We start from the raw sequence: 16,233 nt of genomic DNA on the forward strand, positions 1-16,233 counted from the left end.
GCCCTCAACCTGGGAAAGTCCGAGCCCCCACCACCGCTGCCTCGATGCCGTCGGCGTCCAGGCCGTGGTCGGCGAGCAGGTCGCCTCGGGAGCCGACCGGGACGAAGGACCGGTCCGGCAGGGCGAGGGTGCGCAGCCGGCCGGCGAAGGACGTGTCCCGCAGCGCCCGGGCCAGGGTGTCGCCGAAGCCCCCTGAGGGTGCGTTGTCCTCGATCGTGACGACCACCCGGTGCCGGGCCGCGGCGGCCACCAGCGAGGGATCGAGTGGGTGCAGCCAGCGCGGGTCGACGACGCTCACCGCACGCCCCTGTGCGGCCAGCCTGTCGGCCGCCTCGAGGGCCGGGACCGCCAGCGGACCGACCGGGAGCAGCAGCACGTCGGGATCGGCGACCGGCTCGGTGAGCAGCTCGGCGCTCCCCCACCGGTCGCGAGCGGCGATCGAGCCCGCGCTGCTGCCCCGCGGGAAGCGCAGCATGCTCGGGCCGTCGTACGCCACGCACTCGCCCAGCAGCTGCGCCAGCTGCTCGGCGTCGCGGGGGGCGGCCACCCGGGCACCGGGGACCAGGCCGAAGAGCGGCACGTCCCACATGCCGTGGTGCGACGGTCCGTCCGGACCGGTGATGCCGGCCCGGTCCAGCACGAACGTGACCGCAGCGCGGTGCAGTGCGGCGTCCATCAGCACCTGGTCGAAGGCGCGGTTGAGGAAGGTCGAGTAGATCGCGACGACGGGATGCATCCCCGCAGCAGCCAGCCCGGCGGCCGAGGCCACCGCGTGCTGCTCGGCGATGCCCACGTCGAAGACGCGCTCGGGGAAGTGCCGGGCGAACTTCCGCAGCCCGGTGGGCAGCAGCATCGCCGCGGTGATCGCCACGAGATCGGCGCGGTCGGCGCCGAGCGCGGCGAGCGCGTCGCCGAAGGCACTGGTCCAGCTGACGCCGGCGGACGCACCGGGCCCTGGCACAGCCCCGGAAGCGGGAGCGGGCGGCACGGTGTGCATCCGGTCCGCCTCGTCCTGCTCCGCAGGCCCGTAGCCCGCGCCCTTGCGGGTGACCACATGCACCAGCACGGGGTGCCGCAACACAGCGGCCGCGCGCAGCGCCGACTCGACCGCCGCGAGGTCGTGGCCGTCGACGGGGCCGACGTACGCCATCCCGAGGTCCTCGAACAGGTTGCCGGCAGCCGACCCGTCGCGCAGCCCGGCAAGGTGGACGGCGAGTCGTCCCGCGGTCGGACCGTAGGAGCGACCGTTGTCGTTGAGCACCACGATGACCGGCCGCTGCGGTGCGGCGGCGAGGTTGTTCAGGGCCTCCCACGCCATTCCGCCGGTCAGGGCGCCGTCGCCGATGACCGCGACCACGCGCCGGTCGCGTTGTGCCGTGACGTCGAAGGCCTTGGCGATCCCGTCGGCGTACGCCAAGGACGTCGAGGCGTGCGAGTTCTCGACCAGGTCGTGCACGCTCTCCCGCCGGGACGGATAGCCGGAGAGCCCTCCGGCCTGGCGCAGCGTCCCGAACGCGGAGGTCCGGCCGGTGAGCATCTTGTGCACGTAGGCCTGGTGCCCTGTGTCCCAGACCACCGCGTCGCGCGGCGAGCAGAACACCCGGTGCAGGGCGATGGTCAGCTCGACCACGCCCAGGTTGGGCCCGAGGTGGCCCCCGGCGGCACGGACGGCCCGGATCAGCTCGGCACGGATCTCGGCCGCCAGCCGGGGCAGCTCGGCTGCCGGCAGCCGGCGCAGGTCCTCGGGCCCATGGAGGTCCGCGAGGAGTCCCGGCCGTGCGACCGTCGGTGCGGTCGTGCGGTCGTCGACGGCCGTGTCATCGGTCGCGCTGTGCACGGTCGTGGTCATGCCGGTCACGACCCGACCGCGGCGCGGATCGACTCCTTCAGGGATCCCATCGTCGCCACCACCGCCGTCGGCTCGTAGCCGCAGTGCGCCATGCAGTTGGCGCAGCGCGGGTCCTTGCCTCGGCCGTAGCTGTCCCAGTCGGTGTCGTCGATCAGCTCCTGGTACGTCGACACATAGCCGTCGTCCATCAGGTAGCAGGGGCGCTGCCAGCCCTTCAGCGAGTACAGCGGGATCGCCCACGCCGTGCACGCGAAGTCCACCTTCCCCTCGAGGAAGTCGAGGTAGAGCGGCGAGTGGTTCAGCCGCCACTTCCCGCGGCGGCCGTCGGCGAACGCCTTGCGGAACAGCTCTCGGGTCTCCTCCGGCCCGAGCCAGTGCTCCTGGTCGGGCGCCTTCTCGTAGGCGAACCCGGGTGAGATCTGCATGTTGTCGACGTGCAGCTCATCGTTGAGGAAGTCGAGCACGTCGATGACGTCCTGCGGGGTGTCGGTGTCGAAGAACGTGGTGTTGGTCATCACGCGGAAGCCAGCGGCCTGTGCCTGCTTGATCGCGGCGACCGCCTCGTCGAAGACGCCGTCCTTGCACACGCTCGCATCGTGCCGCTCGCGCAGCCCGTCGATGTGCACCATCCACGCGAAGTTTCGGTGCGGCGTGAAGCGGTGCAGGTGCTTGGGCATCAGCACGGCGTTGGTGCACAAGAAGACGATCTTGTTGCGGTCGAGCAGCTGCCGGACGATCTCGTCGATCTCCTTGTGCATCAGCGGCTCGCCGCCCGCGATGGACACCATCGGCGCACCGCACTCCTCGACCGCGGCGACCGCCTGCTCGACGGGCATCCGCTGCTTGAGCCAGTCGTGGGTCTGCTGGATCTTGCCGCATCCCGCGCACTTGAGGTTGCAGGCGTAGAGCGGCTCGAGCTCGAGCAGGATCGGGAACTTCTCCCGCTTCCTGAGCTTCTGCTTCATCAGGTAGGCACCCAGCCGGATCGACTGGCGCATCGGCATGCTCATGCTGGAGTCACCTCTTTCGGTAGGGCGAACTGCACGTCTTCGGTGAGGCTCCCGACCTCGTGGACACTCGTCGGGCCGAGCCCGGACAGCGCGGTGACGAGCTGCTGGACCAGCGCGGGTGGCGCGGACGCGCCGGCGGTGATGCCGACCCGTCGTACGCCGTCGAGCCAGCCCAACTCGACGTCGCCGGCGTCGTCGACCAGGCGGGCACGGGTGCCCTCTGCCTCCGATACCTCGGCGAGCCGCTGGGAGTTCGAGGAGTTCTGCGAGCCGAGCACCAGCACCAGGTCGGACTCGCGCGCCACCTTGCGCACGGCCTGCTGGCGGTTGGTGGTGGCGTAGCAGATGTCGTCCTTGTGCGGTGCGGCCAGGACCGGGAACCGCGCGCGCAGCACCGCTGCGGTCTCGGCGGCCTCGTCGACCGCCAGCGTGGTCTGCATGACGTAGGCGACCCTCTCCGGGTCGGGCACCTGCACCCGCGCCGCCTCCTCGGGGTCGGCCACCACGATGACGTTGTCCGGTGCCTCCCCACGCGTGCCCACGACCTCCTCGTGGTCGTGGTGGCCGATCAGCAGCACGGTGTTGTCGTGCGCGGTGAACCGGCGTACCTCCTGGTGCACCTTGGAGACCAGCGGGCAGGTCGCGTCGATCACCTGCAGCCGGCGCCGCTCCGCGTCCCGGCGTACGTCGGGCGCGACGCCGTGCGCGGCCAGCACCACCACACTGCCCGGCGGGACCTCGTCTACCTCGCCGACGAAGATCGCCCCGCGGGCCTCGAGGTCCGCCACGACGTGCCGGTTGTGCACGATCTGGCGGCGGACATAGACCGGGCCGCCGAACTGGTCCAGCGCGCGCTCGACGATCTCGATCGCCCGCTCGACCCCGGCGCAGAACGAGCGGGGCCCGGCGAGCAGCAGGTCGCGTTCGCCCGTGGCGGCCGCCCAGCGGTCGATGATCGGAGCCGCCCGGCGCAGCGCGGCGAGCGCGGTGACGCCTCGCGCCGGCGTACCCATGCTGAGCAGCCGGTGCTGCGGCCCGTCCACGATGGCCCGCAGCACCACGGAGGTCCCGTCGTCGGAGACCAGCAGCCCGGACTCGGTGTCGACCGCGATCGCGCCGGTCGCCGCGAGCGCGGCGCGCTCGGCGGCGGACTCGACGACGTGGTCGGTGCTGACCAGCGGCCCCTGGTGGACGGGGAGCCCCTCGCGGCGCAGCTCTCCGGCCAGCAGCACCGACGCTGGGGTGGGCAGCACCCGCTCCCCGGCTCGGACCTCGCTGGCCACCACGAGGTCGCCTGGCCCGAGCCCGTCGACGAGGGCGCCGGCCACGCCGGCGACCAGGGTCGGCCCGGGGCGCGCCTCGCCGGCGGACCTGCCGGTGCGCACCACCTCGGCGTGCGGGAGGCGGTCCCCGCGCAGGCCGGCCAGCGCCAGCCACTCCGTGCGCAGCGGTGTGCAGACTGTGGCGGTCATGCGGGCCTCCTCTCGTCCCGGCCGCGGAACCGTTCGAGGTAGCGACCCAGCGCCCAGATGGGGAACACCAGCCGGTAGAGCCGGTAGGAGATGTAGAAGTCGCCCGGGAACCCCGTCCCGGTGTAGCGGTCCTCGTCCCAGCCGCCGTCCTCGCGCTGGGTCTCGACGAGGTGGCGCAGGCCGCGCGCGACCGCGTCGGAGTCCTCGTCGGCGGCGAGGAGCGCGAGCAGCGCCCAGGCGGTCTGGGAGGGCGTCGAGTCACCGCGGCCGATCCAGGTCGGGTCGCGATAGGACCGCAGGTCCTCGCCCCAGCCACCGTCGTCGTTCTGGTGGTCCTCCAGCCAGCGCACCGCGCGGCGGACCACCGGGTCGTCGGTGGGCATCCCGGCCGCGACCAGGGCCGGTACGGCGGCGCCCGTGCCGTAGACGTGGTTCGCGCCCCACCGGCCGAACCAGGAGCCGTCCTGCTCCTGGGCGTCCAGCAGCCACTGCACCCCGCGACGGCACGGCTCCTCCTCGGCGCGCCCCTCCGCGGCCAGCATCTCCACGACGTGTGCGGTGACGTCGGCCGAGGGCGGGTCGATCACTGCGCCGAAGTCGCAGAACGGCAGTTTCTCCGCCCAGGTCCGGGTGTTGTCGGCGTCGAACGCGCCCCAGCCGCCGTCACGCGACTGCATGCCGGTGAGCCAGGCGACGGACCGGTCCAGGGCGGCGCCGAGCCGCTTCGGCTCCGGGTGGTCGACCCGGCGCAGCGCGAGCACGATCTCGGCGGTGTCGTCGGTGTCGGGGTAGACGTCGTTGGCGAACTCGAACGCCCAGCCCGCGCTCGGCAGGTCGGGTCGGCGCACCTGCCAGTCGCCGTCGGCGGTGATCTGCTCGTCGAGCAGCCAGTCGGTCGCGCGCAGGACATCGGGATCGTCCGGGGCCACCCCCGCGTCGAGGAGGGCGGCGACGGCGAGGCCGGTGTCCCACACCGGGGACTGGCACGCCTCGAGCCAGCGGATCGGTCCGTCCTCGGTCTCCTCGTGGACCGTGAACCCGTCGAGCCCGGCCAGGCCGGCCCGCATCACCGGGTGGTCGAGGGAGTAGCCCATCAGGTGCAGCGCGATCAGCGAGTAGACCCAAGGCGGCTGGATGCCGCCCCAGCCGCCGTCAGCCTCCTGGCGGGCCACGATCCACTCGACCGCGCGGCGCATGGCCAGGTTGCGCAACGGCTTGACCGGCAGGCTGGTGTAGCCGTGCAGCAGCACGTCGAGCCGCTGGAACAGACCCGACCAGGACGGCAGTCGGTCCTTCGGGGGTCGCGGCGCGCCGGTGCGCAGGTCGGCCGCGTCGAAGGACACCGGGCGGACCGGCCGCAACGCGCTGACGATGGTCAGCGGCACGATCGTCTGGCGGGCCCAGCAGCCCCAGTCGTAGATGTTCAGCGGCGCCCACGACGGCAGGAAGATCAGCTCGGGGGGCAGGTCGGGGCAGTCGTGCCAGGACCAGAGTCCGAACAGGGACAGCCACATGTGGGTGAAGACCCGGCATCCCTCGAGGCCGCCGTTGGCACGCACGAACGCGGCCGCGCGCTGGAGGTGCTCGGCAGCCGGGTCGTCACCGGCCATCCGCAGCGCCACCCAGGCCTCCACGGTGGTGGACACGTCGCCGGGGCCGCCCGCGAACGTGCTCCACGAGCCATCGGCGGCCTGCTGCGAGCGGATCCAGCGCGCGGTCTGCTCGTCGCCGTCCGCGGTGGCTATGCCCAGGAAGTGCCGCAGCATCAGGTCCTCGGCGTCCATCGTCACATTGGTGGCCAGGTCCCCCTTCCACCAGCCCTCGTCATGCTGCAGTGCACGCAGCCGACCGACCGCGGCGTCGAGGCAGTGGCTTACGTCGGCGGCGGTCTCGGTGCGCGGCCCGGAGCCGGTCCGGCGCTGGGTCTCGAGGAAGGTGCTCACGCTGTTCACAGGTCACGCTCCACGATGAAGCGAGCGAGCTCGTCGAGCTGCGCCCGGGCGACGGGTTCGAGGGACAGGCCGTCGAGCGCGGCGCCCGCGACGGTGATTCGGCGGCGCGCCTCGTCACGGGCCCAGTCACGGCCGCCGGCCCGGTCCACCAGATCGGCCGCGCGGCGCAGCTCGGAGTCGTCGGGGTCTCGCGGGTCCGCCAGCCAGGCGGCCAGCTCACGGCCCGCGGCGCCGCCGTACTCAAGGGCGTGGACGACGGGCATCGTCTTCTTGCGCGACCTCAGGTCGGAGAAGACGGGCTTGCCGGTGCGCTCGGGCCAGCCCCAGATGCCGAGCAGGTCGTCGACGAGCTGGAAGGCGATCCCGAGCTCGTTGCCGAAGCAGCGGAACGCCTCGGTAGCGTCCGCTCCCGCCCCGGCGAGCACGGCGCCGAGCTCGGCGCTCACGCCGAGCAGCGCGCCGGTCTTGCCCGCGGCCATGTCGATGCACTCGGCGAGGCCGACGTCGTCACGCTGTTCGAAGGCCACGTCGAGGACCTGACCGCGGATCAGCTCGCGGGTGGCCACGGTCAGTGCCTTGTCGGCGGCCAGGGCGTACGGCGAGTCCGCCTCGTCGAGCACCTCGTGGGCCAGCGAGAGCATCGCGTCGCCGACCAGCACCGCGGTCGGGTCGCCCCAGATCGACCAGACGGTGCGCCGGTGCCGTCGCTCGGTGTCACGGTCCATCAGGTCGTCGTGGACCAGGGAGAAGTTGTGCACGAGCTCCACCGCGACCGCGCCCGGGACCACCTCCGCAGCGGAACCGCCCACGGCCTCGCTGGCCAGGAAGACCAGTCCCGGCCGGACCGCCTTGCCGGTGTCGGCCGCCAGCGGGCGGCCCTGCTCATCGCACCAGCCGAGGTGGTAGGAGGTCACCAGGCGGGTGTGCGGGTCGAGCCGGTCGACCGCCGTACGCAGAGCGGGGTCGAGCAGCCCACGCCCGCGTCCCAGTGCCTCCACCGCGATCGCACTCATCGCGCCACCGCCCTGGGTGTCGCTGCGCGAGGGAGGGAGCCGACACGTCCACGACCGGCGCTTCCACGAACCGATGCCACCGCAGCCTCGCCACTGCGCGCGGCGCCCTCCATGGTGGCGGGCCAGCCGGTGTCGGTCCACGCACCGGCGAGGTGCAGCCCGGGCAGCCGGGTGCGGGCAGGGGGACGCCAGCGTCCGCTGCCCGGGGCGGGGCGGAACGTGGCTCGTGGTTCACGGGTCACGAAGAACTCCTTCACCTGTGCGTCTGCGGATGCTGGGAGAAGCCGGCGGAGCGCCGGGAGGACGAGGTCGCGGATCTCGGCGACGGGGCGCTCGACGAGGGCGTCGGCCGCCGACAGCGACAGTGCGAGGTACTGCCCGTCGGCGAGGCCGGCCTGCGGTGTCCGGTCGAAGACCCACTGCAGCGGGCTGTCGACCGCGGCCACGAACGAGGTGTCCAGCACGGGACGGTCCAAGACGATGTGCACGTTGACGATCGGCGAGGCACCGAGCCGGCCGGACCAGCCGGGCTCGAGGTCGACCGCGCCGTCGGGCAGCAGCGCCTCGGTGGTACCGGGCGGAGTCGCCAGCACCACGTCGTCGTACGGCGCGGTGCTGTCGTCGGTGGTGACCAGCCAGCCCCCGTCGTCCGGATCGAGCGCGCGCACCCGCTCCCGGACACGTACGGCGGCGCCGGCGCCGGCCAGGGCGCGGGCCGCGGCATCGCCGTGCAGCTGCTGGAGGGGAACCCGGGACCAGCCGATGTCGGCGGCGTCGGCATGCTGCAACAGGCCGATCTGGAACACGGTGGCGGCCAGCGCGAGCGAGGCCTCGGCCGCCGGGGCGTTCAGGGTGGCCACCCCGATCAGGTCCCATACGGCCTCGACCGCGCGGTCCGACTGTCCGTGCCGGGCCAGCCAGTCACCGAAGGACCGGCCGTCGACCGAGGCGTCGGTGCGATCGACACGACCCAGCGCCAGGGCCGCGGTGATCACCCGAGCCCGCTCCCCCGGGGTCAGCCACCGGTAGCGGGCCAGGGCGGCCCCGAGGTGCAGCGGGGCGGGCAGCGCGGTGCGGCGCAGTCGTCCGACGCCGGTGTGCTCGCCGCTGCGCACCGGCACGTCGAGACGAGGCTGCAGGACGACCTGGTCGGCGACCCCGAGCCGCTCCAGCAGCGCGAGATAGGAGGTGCAGCAGCGCAGGAAGACGTGCTGACCGTTGTCGACCCACAGACCGTCGCGCTGGAAGGAGTGCGTCAGGCCCCCGAGCCGGGGACGGGCCTCGAACAGGGTGACGTCGTACCCGGCGTCCGCGCAGCCGAGGGCCGCGGTGATGCCGGCAAGCCCACCGCCAACGACCGCCAGGCGGCCCCTCATCCGCCGACTCCGGCGAGTGACGACAGCGCGACCCGGGCCTTCTCCCCGGCGCTCAACGAGAGTCGCCGGTCGTAGACAGCCACCGGGTTCGCCTCGATCCGGGTGAGCAGGTGGTGATAGATGCCGGCCATCGCACGGCAGGACGCCGCGCTGCGCCAGTCGAGGTACGGGACCAGGCGTAGGCCCAGCGAGTACCAGTCCTCGGCGCGGGCGGCGGCGTACCGCAGGTAGCCCGCGAGCCGGCCCTGCGGGTCGTCGAGGACGCCGGTGCCGTCCAGGGCGAGGTGGATGCCGAACCGCTCGAGCTCGTCGGCGGGCAGGTAGATCCTGCCGTTGCTCAGGTCCTCGCGGACGTCACGCAGGATGTTGGTCTGTTGCAGCGCGATGCCCAGCTGGTCGGCGTACGTCGACGCGGTGCCGTCGTCGTGGGCGCGCTCGCGGCCGAAGATCGACAGGCAGAGCCGACCGACCGACCCGGCGACCAGTCGGCAGTAGTGCACCAGTTCGTCGAAGTCGCCGATCCGGACCTGCCCGAGGTCGAGCTCGACGCCCTCGACCAGCTCCTCGAACGCCTCCATCGGGACGGGGTAGCGACGGGCTGCGTCGGCGACCGCCGCGTAGACGGGATCGGTGGAGTCGTCGAGCCGGCCGAGCTCCTTGCGCACGTCGGAGAGCGCCGCCTGCTTCGCGGCCACCGGCAGGTCTCCGTCGCCGATGTCGTCGATCCGGCGCGCCAGGGCGTAGAGCGCGCACAGGGCGTCCCGCTTGGCCGGCGGCAGCAGCCGGATGCCGTAGTAGAAGTTCTTCGCCTCGGACCGGGTGATCTCGACGGCCTCTCGATAGGCCTCGCTGGTGGTCGTCATCGGTGTGCCTCCCCGCTGTCGTCGGTGACGGTGGTGGCCAGCGCGCTGCGCGCGAGCAGGCCGACGAGCCGGGCCGCGGTGCCGGGGCGAGACGGGCGGGCCGCGGTGGCGAGCACGTCGCCGTGGGTACGCCGCAGGGCCGCCACCGTCGCGCGGCCACCGGCGACGAAGCCGGCGACGCATGGGCGGGCCCAACCGCGCAGCTCGCGGACCAGCGGGGCGCCCGACTCGAGCAACCGGGCGGCGCGCTCGATCTCGAACCGCATCATCGACGCCAGCTGGGGAGTCGCGGAGGGCAGGTCGAGGTCGGTCTCCGCGACGCCGTACCGGTCGAGATCCTCGCCGGGCAGGTAGATCCGGCCGGCACAACGGTCCTCGGCGACGTCCTGCCAGTGCTCGAGGAGCTGCAGCGCGGTGCACACCCGGTCGGACAGCTCGACGTTGGCGGCGGTGGCCGCGCCGAACACCTGGAGCACGATGCGGCCGACCGGGTCCGCGCTGAGCCGGCAGTAGTCCCGTAGCTCGTCGAGGCTGCGGTAGCGATTGACCCGCTGGTCCTGCAGGTTCGCCGCGATCAGGTCGCGGAACGGTTGCTGGTCGACGCCCCGGGCGACCACGGTGCGTTGCAGGTCGTCGAGGACCGGGTCGTCGATGCGGGCGCCGTCCCACGTGGCCGGCAGCCGAGCCTCGAGTGCGCGCAACTGGGCGACGCGGTCCCCGATCGCCGCATCGCCCAGCTCGTCCACGGTGCGCGCATAGGCGTAGACCGCGTGCAGCGCCTCACGGTGGCGCCGGGGCAGCACCGCCAGCGCGACCGGGAAGTTCTCCCCGCGCTCCCGCTCACGCAGGGCGCGGGCGATCCCAGGCACCGTGCTGGGAGCAACGTCGCTGGTCACCCTTCGATCGTGGATCCTCAAGGAATGCGAAGTCTGCGAACGGGAACCACAATCCCCTGGGCAGAAGTTGTCAGGTTCGTACAATGGGAGGCGGAGGGCGCCATGACTGTGACCAGCCAGGCCCGAGGTGAGCTCGAGACTGCACTGCTCGCCCGGCTGCCGAGGCTGCTCATCGACGTCCGGATCGGCCTGCAGGACCTCTGGCCGGACTACGCGGACTTCCTGGAGAGCGACCACGACGGCGTCGAGGAGGCCGCCGCCCTGTTCGTACGTCGGTTCCTCGAGATCTCCGAGCCCGACGACCCGGCCGCACGCCCGCGTCCCGGGGACGAGACGCTGCACCTGGTCTTCGAGCAGGTCGGTCGTCGCCAGCACCAGCTGGGCAACGACCTGACCCGGTTGCTCACCGCCTTCCAGGTCGGGTCGCGGGTCGCGTGGCGACATGTGTCGGCGGTGGCCCTGGATGCCGCCCTTCCCCCGGAGTCCCTGGCCTCGCTGGCCGATGCGGTGTTCGTCTTCGTCAACAAGCTGTCGATGGCCTCCGCGCGCGGCTACGTGCTCGAGCAGATCGATGACGCCCGCGCCAACGAGCGGAACCGCGAGGAGCTCGCTGCGCTGCTGCTGTCCGGCCGCGCCGGCCTGTCGGCGGTGCGGTCCGCGGCCACCCGCGCCGGCTGGCGTATCCCGGAGACCGCGGCCGTCGTGCTCATCGATCCGGACGACAGCGCCGCCCGCAAGGTCCTCGACCGGCTCGGCCCGGGCACGCTGCCGATCCGGACCAGCGAGCTCTACGGCGCGATCGTGCCGGATGCGTCGGGCCATGCGGGACGAGCCCAGCTGGTCCGCCAGCTCCAGGGTGCCGGCGCAGTGGTCGGCTCCGATGTACCGCTGCCGAAGCTCCCCCGCAGCACGGAGGTCGCCCAGGTGGCCTTCCGCCTCGTTCGGGCGGGCGTGCTGCACGGCGACCCGGTGTTCGCCGACGAACACCTCGACTCCATCATCGTATGGCGCGACGAGGGCCTCCTGAGGGCGCTACGGCGGCGCGCGCTGGCGCCGCTCGACGACCTCACCGAGGGCGCACGGGAGCGGCTGCTGGAGACGCTCAGCTGCTGGCTGCGGCTGCAGGGCGATCGGCACGCGATGGCCGAGGAGCTGAGCATCCATCCGCAGACGGTCCGCTACCGGCTCGGCCAGCTCCACGACCTGTTCGGCGAGCAGCTCGACGACCCGGTCTCACGCAGTCGGCTGTTCCTCGCCCTTCAGTGGTCGGATAACGGGACCGACGACTGACCCGTCCTCCGCCTCGGTGGGCTCGGCTGGTCCGGCGAGCTCGGCCAGCAGGGTGCGCATCCGCTCCGCCAGCGCGGCAGCGTCCAGCAGCGCCGGGTCGGTGGCCAGCCCGATCCCCAGCACGCCGGTCCAGCTGAGCGCCCCCATCGACAGCGCTGCGCCGGGGGCGAGCGGCAGGATCGGGTAGACGCGGTGCAGCGGTACGCCGACGAAGCTGAGCTGCGCCGTCGGCCCCGGGATGTTGGACACGACAGCGTGCAGGAACGCCGCTCCGTAGACGCTGCGGGCGAACCAGCCGGCCAGCGGCTCCGGAAGCAGCCGGAGACCGGTGGCCATCACGAAGCGGGACGCCAGCGCCCGCGTCGGGCGGCGTAGCCGTCCGGTCCGCCGGCTCACCTCCGCGACCAGGTCCGCCAGTGGTCGGTCGTCGACCGGCACCGGGACGATCACGGCGGCAGTGACGTTGCCCTCGACCGCCGACTCGGGAGTGCGCACCATCATCGGCACCGACAGCTTCAGCGTGCCGCGGGCGCGCGCCGCGGTCTGCGGAGCAGCGTCCTGGATGGCTCGCGCCGTGACCGCGATGAGCAGGTCGGTGATCCGTGCGTCGTGGGTCGTCGCGATCCGGCGTACGTCATCGAGCGGCAGGTCGACCACGCCGAAGTCCCGGCGTGCGGAGGGCTGCCCCAGAGCCCCGGCGCCACCATCGCCGGCGAGCTGGGCGAGCCCCACGGCCACGCCGGCCGCCTGCTGGAGCCGGCCCGGTCCGCGGCCGGTGGGCCCGTCCAGCGCGGTGGGCGGGGTGAACAGGCTGAAGGAGTGGCTGACGATGCCGAAGCCGTCACCGATCGCGTGGTGGGCGAGGTAGATCAGCGCAGAGGTGTCGGGGGCGATCTCACGCACCATCGCCACCCGCCACAGCGGCCGGTCGCGAGGCATCGGCTGCTCGGCGAAGTCCGCGACGGCGCGGTGGAGTCCCGCCATCCCGTCGGTCGAGGTCAGCTCCACGACGTGCCAGTCCAAGTCGATGTCCTCGGCCTCGACCCACCGCTGCCGGCGCCAGCGCGAGCGCTGCGCAAGCACCTTGCGGAACCGCGGCAGCCGGGCGAGTCCGTCGCGCACGGTGGCGCGGACGTCCTCGAGGGTGGGTACGGCGGCACCGGCGGACTCCAGGACGACCAGTCCGCCGGCGTGCTGGGCGGCCCCGGTTCCCTCGACATGCAGGAAGAACGCGTCCGGGGCGGGCACCACCTCGCCAGCGAGGCCGTGGCGCCAGTGGCCGTAGCGGACGCCGACCGCGACCGGCACCACAACCGCGACGGCATCCAGCAGGTAGTGGTTGGCGGTGGCCATCACCACGAAGAGGGTGAGCAGGACGTGGACGGCGCTGAGCAGCTGCACCCACCGGCTCGCGGTGATCCGGGCAAGCACCACGCTGACCCAGAGCGCCCAGCCGACATGCAGCGACGGCATCGCCGCGAGCTGGTTGGCGGCGTCGACGAGACCGGACCCCCACGAGCCGACCGTCTGGCCGCGGGTCACCGTGTCGACGAAGCCGAGGTCGTGCAGCATCCGTGGCGGCGCGGTCGGGAAGAACGCGAAGGTGGCGATCGCGATCAGGTTCATCACCACGAAGGAGTCACGGGTGGCCTTCCACAGGTCCGGTCGCCGGGCGATCACCCAGGCCATCAGCAGCAGCGCGCTGAGGATGTAGGTGTAGGCGTACTCGTAGTTGGCCAGCGTGGAGAGCAGCTGATGCGGGGCGAGCCAACCGTTCAGGGTGCGCTCGACGTCGATGTGCAGCCGTTGCTCGAGGTCGAAGATGTCCCGCCCGTGGCGGTGTGCGGCAGCACGCCGGGCGTCGGTGGACAGAGCGTCGACCCCGAGGTAGATGCCGAAGAGGACCAGCCCGATCACGAGCTGCCGCCACACCACCGGCCGTTCGGTGGCCACCTGATCACGATCCGGGGTCACACCACGGTCATAGCACAACGGCCGGCAGGAAGGCCCGGAGCGAAACGCGGTCCTGGTCAGGGCTCAGGCAGCAGGTGCCGCGGCTGGAGCGCCGAAGTGGAAGCGCACGCCGTCGATGCGACGCAGCCGCGACCAACCCCAGTAGGAGCACACACCGATCGACAGTGCGGTCAGCAGGCCGCTGAACACGCCCCGGGAGAAGATTCCCGCGGCCAGGCCGAAGTGCAGCACACCCAGGCTCATCCCCGCGTCGAGCAGACGCGAGACGCCCCACAGCAGCGACACCTGGACGAACATCTTGTGCACCCGGCGGTCGCTCACGAGTCGGCCGGGAAGGTTCACGAAGTCCTGCGCGAGGCGCATGGTGATCGGCCGGCCGATCAGTGCGCTGCCGATGAACAGCACCGCCATGAACATCGAACCGGCGACCGGCTGGAGCAGGTAGACGTAGACGCTGGACAGGGCCAGCGCGATCGACGTACGGCCGACCAGCATGGCGATCGCCAGCAGCAGGGTGCCGGGGATCCTGCGGACCGTGGCCATCCGGACCGCGACGGTCAACGCGCACCAGGCCAGCACCGCGATCAGGCCCACGAATCCGCCGACCGTGACCATGCAGGCGTACAGCAGCAGTGTGGGCACGATCACGGTCTCGAGGAGAAGTCGGAGTCCGCTGTAGAGGGTGGGCTTGATGTTGCCCAGCTCGATCACGTGGTCTGCCACCTCGGCCAAGCCGTGGTGGCCGGATCTGTCACTCTGCATCGGGCCACTTTACACGGTATTCGGCGCCTGGTCCTCACGACGACGCAACCACTCGGCGGCCGATGGGGAGTGCGCCAACCCGACCGCGCCCGCCGCCACCAGCAGGCCCGCGAAGGCCATCCCGAGCAGCGACCCGGCGTCGGTGGGCAGCGCCACCGGGAACGCCAGGACCCCGATCGCGTAGCTGGCCACCGGGTTGACCGTCTCCTTGACGCCCACCGCCCAGGGAAGCGGCCCGTTGGCGAACGCGCCCTGGCCGAGCACCAGACCCAGCAGGGTGGAGCAGGCCAGCGCGTAGCCCACCCAGTCGCGAGCGGTGTAGCCGATCCCGTGGTTGGCCAGGTCGTCGGTCGTCAGCTTGATGAAGACCGCGGTCATCGCGAAGCACAGTCCGGCGCAGCCGGCACTCACCACGACCACGACATTGGGCCCCAGCCTGGTCGAGATCGGCACCGCCACCACGATCGCGGCGAGCGCGCACACCGCCGCCAGCACGATCCGGCTGCGATCAGGGTTCCCGGCCAACGGCGTGGCGTGCACGACGACGAGCAGCACGACCAGGCCGGCGCAGATCGATCCGGCGGCGAGCCAGTCCTGCGGCCGTGGCCAGCCGCGGCGCTCGAGCGAGGACATCGGCAGCGCGAACATCAGCTGGGTCGCCAGCAGCGGCTGCACCGTCGCCACGGACCCGACGTGCAGCGCGAGCGCCTGGACGCCGAAGCCGGCCAGGTTGACCATCCAGCCCGCCAGCCACAGCCGGTTGCGGACCAGCGTCGACATCAGCGCCAGCATGCCGACGGCGACGGAGTGGCCCTGCCGGTGGGTGCTGCGCGCGGCTCGCTGCTGGTAGAAGGCCGAGAGCGCGAACAGGAAGGCCACCAGCAGACCCAGCAGGGTGGCCCCGACCTGGCTGCTCACGACCCCGCCCCGTACGAGGTGGCGCGCACCTGCTCGCCGTACCGCAGCGCGAGCCGGTGGTACGTCGCCGGGGCCAGAGCGCGCACCACGGACGCGACCCGCAGCCAGCCGGGCACCCAGGTCTCGGCATCGTCCTGCTCGACGGCACGCACGGCCCGAGCGGCAACCGCCTCGGCGCTCACCGGACGCGGCCGGGATCGGTCGTTGGCCCGGCCGCGGCGCTCGAAGAACGGGGTGTCCACGACACCCGGCAGCACCACCGAGACACCGACGCCGCTGCCGTCCATCTCCATCCGCAGACTTTGCGCGAACACATCCAGCCCCGCCTTCGTCGCGGCATAGACCGCCTCGCCGGCGACCGCGGTGCGGCCGGCCACCGAGCCGATGAGCTGTAGGTGCCCCGATCCGCGTCCGAGCATTCCCGGCAGCAGCGCTCGGGTCAACTGCATCGGCGCCACCAGGTCGAGGGCGACCAGACCGGAGACGTCGTCGTCGGTCATCGTGTCGAAGGGCGTGGACCGGCCCGCCCCGGCGCTCGCGACCAGCAGGTCGACCCGGCCGTGGACGGCGAGCGCGTCGGCAGCGAGCTGCTCGGCGGCGCCCGGCAGCGCCAGGTCCGCGAGCAGCGCCTCCCCGTGGGTACGACGAGCCACGTCGCCGGTGCGGGCCGGGTCCCTGCCATGCACGAGCACGGTCGCCCCGCGCTCGGCCAGCCGCTCGGCGACCGCCGTACCGATCCCCGAAGAGGCCCCGGTGACCAGGGCGACACAGCCGCGCACCCGCATCGACTGCCTCCCGTCGGTGAACAGACCGTTCTCCGGGGAGAACCAGTACCACAACCCGGGCATTCCATCGCAT

The 16,233-nt window shown here is 72.6% G+C and carries 13 protein-coding genes; 1 reads left to right on the top strand and 12 read right to left on the bottom strand.

Features of this window, described 5'->3' with window-relative positions:
* Positions 1-4: 4 nt before the first annotated feature.
* From Q9R13_RS08250 to hpnC, 8 genes are read right to left on the bottom strand one after another with little or no spacing between them, the layout of a single operon-like run.
* On the bottom strand, positions 5-1,849 hold the full coding sequence (locus Q9R13_RS08250) for a 1-deoxy-D-xylulose-5-phosphate synthase (protein WP_310964615.1): 1,845 nt from the start codon (positions 1,847-1,849) through the stop codon (positions 5-7).
* A 5-nt stretch (positions 1,850-1,854) separates the two neighbouring features.
* Positions 1,855-2,859, bottom strand: coding sequence for an adenosyl-hopene transferase HpnH (gene hpnH, locus Q9R13_RS08255; protein ID WP_310964616.1), 1,005 nt, complete (start codon positions 2,857-2,859; stop codon positions 1,855-1,857).
* Positions 2,856-4,331, bottom strand: a complete 1,476-nt coding sequence (gene ispH, locus Q9R13_RS08260) for a 4-hydroxy-3-methylbut-2-enyl diphosphate reductase (RefSeq protein ID WP_310964618.1) — start codon at positions 4,329-4,331, stop codon at positions 2,856-2,858. Before ispH ends, hpnH begins: the two co-directional genes overlap by 4 nt.
* A complete protein-coding gene (shc, locus tag Q9R13_RS08265) occupies positions 4,328-6,283 on the bottom strand; it encodes a squalene--hopene cyclase (RefSeq protein ID WP_310964619.1) in 1,956 nt (651 codons plus the stop codon). Before shc ends, ispH begins: the two co-directional genes overlap by 4 nt.
* A complete protein-coding gene (locus Q9R13_RS08270; protein WP_310964620.1) occupies positions 6,280-7,296 on the bottom strand; it encodes a polyprenyl synthetase family protein in 1,017 nt (338 codons plus the stop codon). The genes shc and Q9R13_RS08270 overlap by 4 nt, the downstream gene beginning before the upstream one ends.
* Complete coding sequence (gene hpnE, locus Q9R13_RS08275) at positions 7,293-8,672, bottom strand: hydroxysqualene dehydroxylase HpnE (RefSeq protein ID WP_310964621.1); 1,380 nt, start codon at positions 8,670-8,672, stop codon at positions 7,293-7,295. The genes Q9R13_RS08270 and hpnE overlap by 4 nt, the downstream gene beginning before the upstream one ends.
* Positions 8,669-9,535: a presqualene diphosphate synthase HpnD gene (hpnD, locus tag Q9R13_RS08280; protein WP_310964622.1), complete on the bottom strand. Its 867-nt coding sequence runs from the start codon at positions 9,533-9,535 to the stop codon at positions 8,669-8,671. The genes hpnE and hpnD overlap by 4 nt, the downstream gene beginning before the upstream one ends.
* A complete protein-coding gene (hpnC, locus tag Q9R13_RS08285; protein WP_310964623.1) occupies positions 9,532-10,431 on the bottom strand; it encodes a squalene synthase HpnC in 900 nt (299 codons plus the stop codon). The genes hpnD and hpnC overlap by 4 nt, the downstream gene beginning before the upstream one ends.
* Positions 10,432-10,533: 102 nt before the next feature.
* On the opposite strand from hpnC, the gene Q9R13_RS08290 reads away from it, so the two are divergent.
* On the top strand, positions 10,534-11,721 hold the full coding sequence (locus tag Q9R13_RS08290; protein ID WP_310964624.1) for a PucR family transcriptional regulator: 1,188 nt from the start codon (positions 10,534-10,536) through the stop codon (positions 11,719-11,721).
* Here the strand turns inward: Q9R13_RS08290 and Q9R13_RS08295 are convergent.
* From Q9R13_RS08295 to Q9R13_RS08310, 4 genes are all read right to left on the bottom strand, one after another.
* Positions 11,665-13,674 (bottom strand): bifunctional phosphatase PAP2/O-acyltransferase family protein, encoded by a 2,010-nt coding sequence (locus Q9R13_RS08295; protein WP_310964625.1) that lies wholly within the window; start codon positions 13,672-13,674, stop codon positions 11,665-11,667. The genes Q9R13_RS08290 and Q9R13_RS08295 overlap by 57 nt on opposite strands.
* 84 nt (positions 13,675-13,758) lie before the next feature.
* Positions 13,759-14,457 carry a VC0807 family protein gene (locus tag Q9R13_RS08300; protein ID WP_310964626.1) on the bottom strand — a complete coding sequence of 233 codons (699 nt, stop codon included), beginning with the start codon at positions 14,455-14,457 and terminating at the stop codon, positions 13,759-13,761.
* A gap of 9 nt (positions 14,458-14,466) precedes the next feature.
* A complete protein-coding gene (locus Q9R13_RS08305) occupies positions 14,467-15,375 on the bottom strand; it encodes a DMT family transporter (protein WP_310964627.1) in 909 nt (302 codons plus the stop codon).
* Entirely contained in the window at positions 15,372-16,223 is an 852-nt protein-coding gene (locus Q9R13_RS08310; RefSeq protein WP_310964628.1) for an SDR family NAD(P)-dependent oxidoreductase, read from the bottom strand. The genes Q9R13_RS08305 and Q9R13_RS08310 overlap by 4 nt, the downstream gene beginning before the upstream one ends.
* Between the last annotated feature and the right edge of the window lie 10 nt (positions 16,224-16,233).

This window comes from Nocardioides marmorisolisilvae, assembly GCF_031656915.1.
GTDB classification, from domain to species: Bacteria; Actinomycetota; Actinomycetes; order Propionibacteriales; family Nocardioidaceae; genus Marmoricola; species Marmoricola terrisoli.

What these genes read in the sequence shown, in the direction of transcription:
- Q9R13_RS08290 (WP_310964624.1), top strand. Translation starts at nt 10,534, where the DNA reads ATGACTGTGACCAGCCAGGCCCGAGGTGAGCTCGAGACTGCACTGCTC.
- hpnD (WP_310964622.1), bottom strand. Translation starts at nt 9,535, where the DNA reads ATGACGACCACCAGCGAGGCCTATCGAGAGGCCGTCGAGATCACCCGG.
- Q9R13_RS08310 (WP_310964628.1), bottom strand. Translation starts at nt 16,223, where the DNA reads ATGCCCGGGTTGTGGTACTGGTTCTCCCCGGAGAACGGTCTGTTCACC.
- Q9R13_RS08250 (WP_310964615.1), bottom strand. Translation starts at nt 1,849, where the DNA reads ATGACCACGACCGTGCACAGCGCGACCGATGACACGGCCGTCGACGAC.
- Q9R13_RS08270 (WP_310964620.1), bottom strand. Translation starts at nt 7,296, where the DNA reads ATGAGTGCGATCGCGGTGGAGGCACTGGGACGCGGGCGTGGGCTGCTC.
- hpnE (WP_310964621.1), bottom strand. Translation starts at nt 8,672, where the DNA reads ATGAGGGGCCGCCTGGCGGTCGTTGGCGGTGGGCTTGCCGGCATCACC.
- ispH (WP_310964618.1), bottom strand. Translation starts at nt 4,331, where the DNA reads ATGACCGCCACAGTCTGCACACCGCTGCGCACGGAGTGGCTGGCGCTG.
- Q9R13_RS08300 (WP_310964626.1), bottom strand. Translation starts at nt 14,457, where the DNA reads ATGCAGAGTGACAGATCCGGCCACCACGGCTTGGCCGAGGTGGCAGAC.
- hpnH (WP_310964616.1), bottom strand. Translation starts at nt 2,859, where the DNA reads ATGAGCATGCCGATGCGCCAGTCGATCCGGCTGGGTGCCTACCTGATG.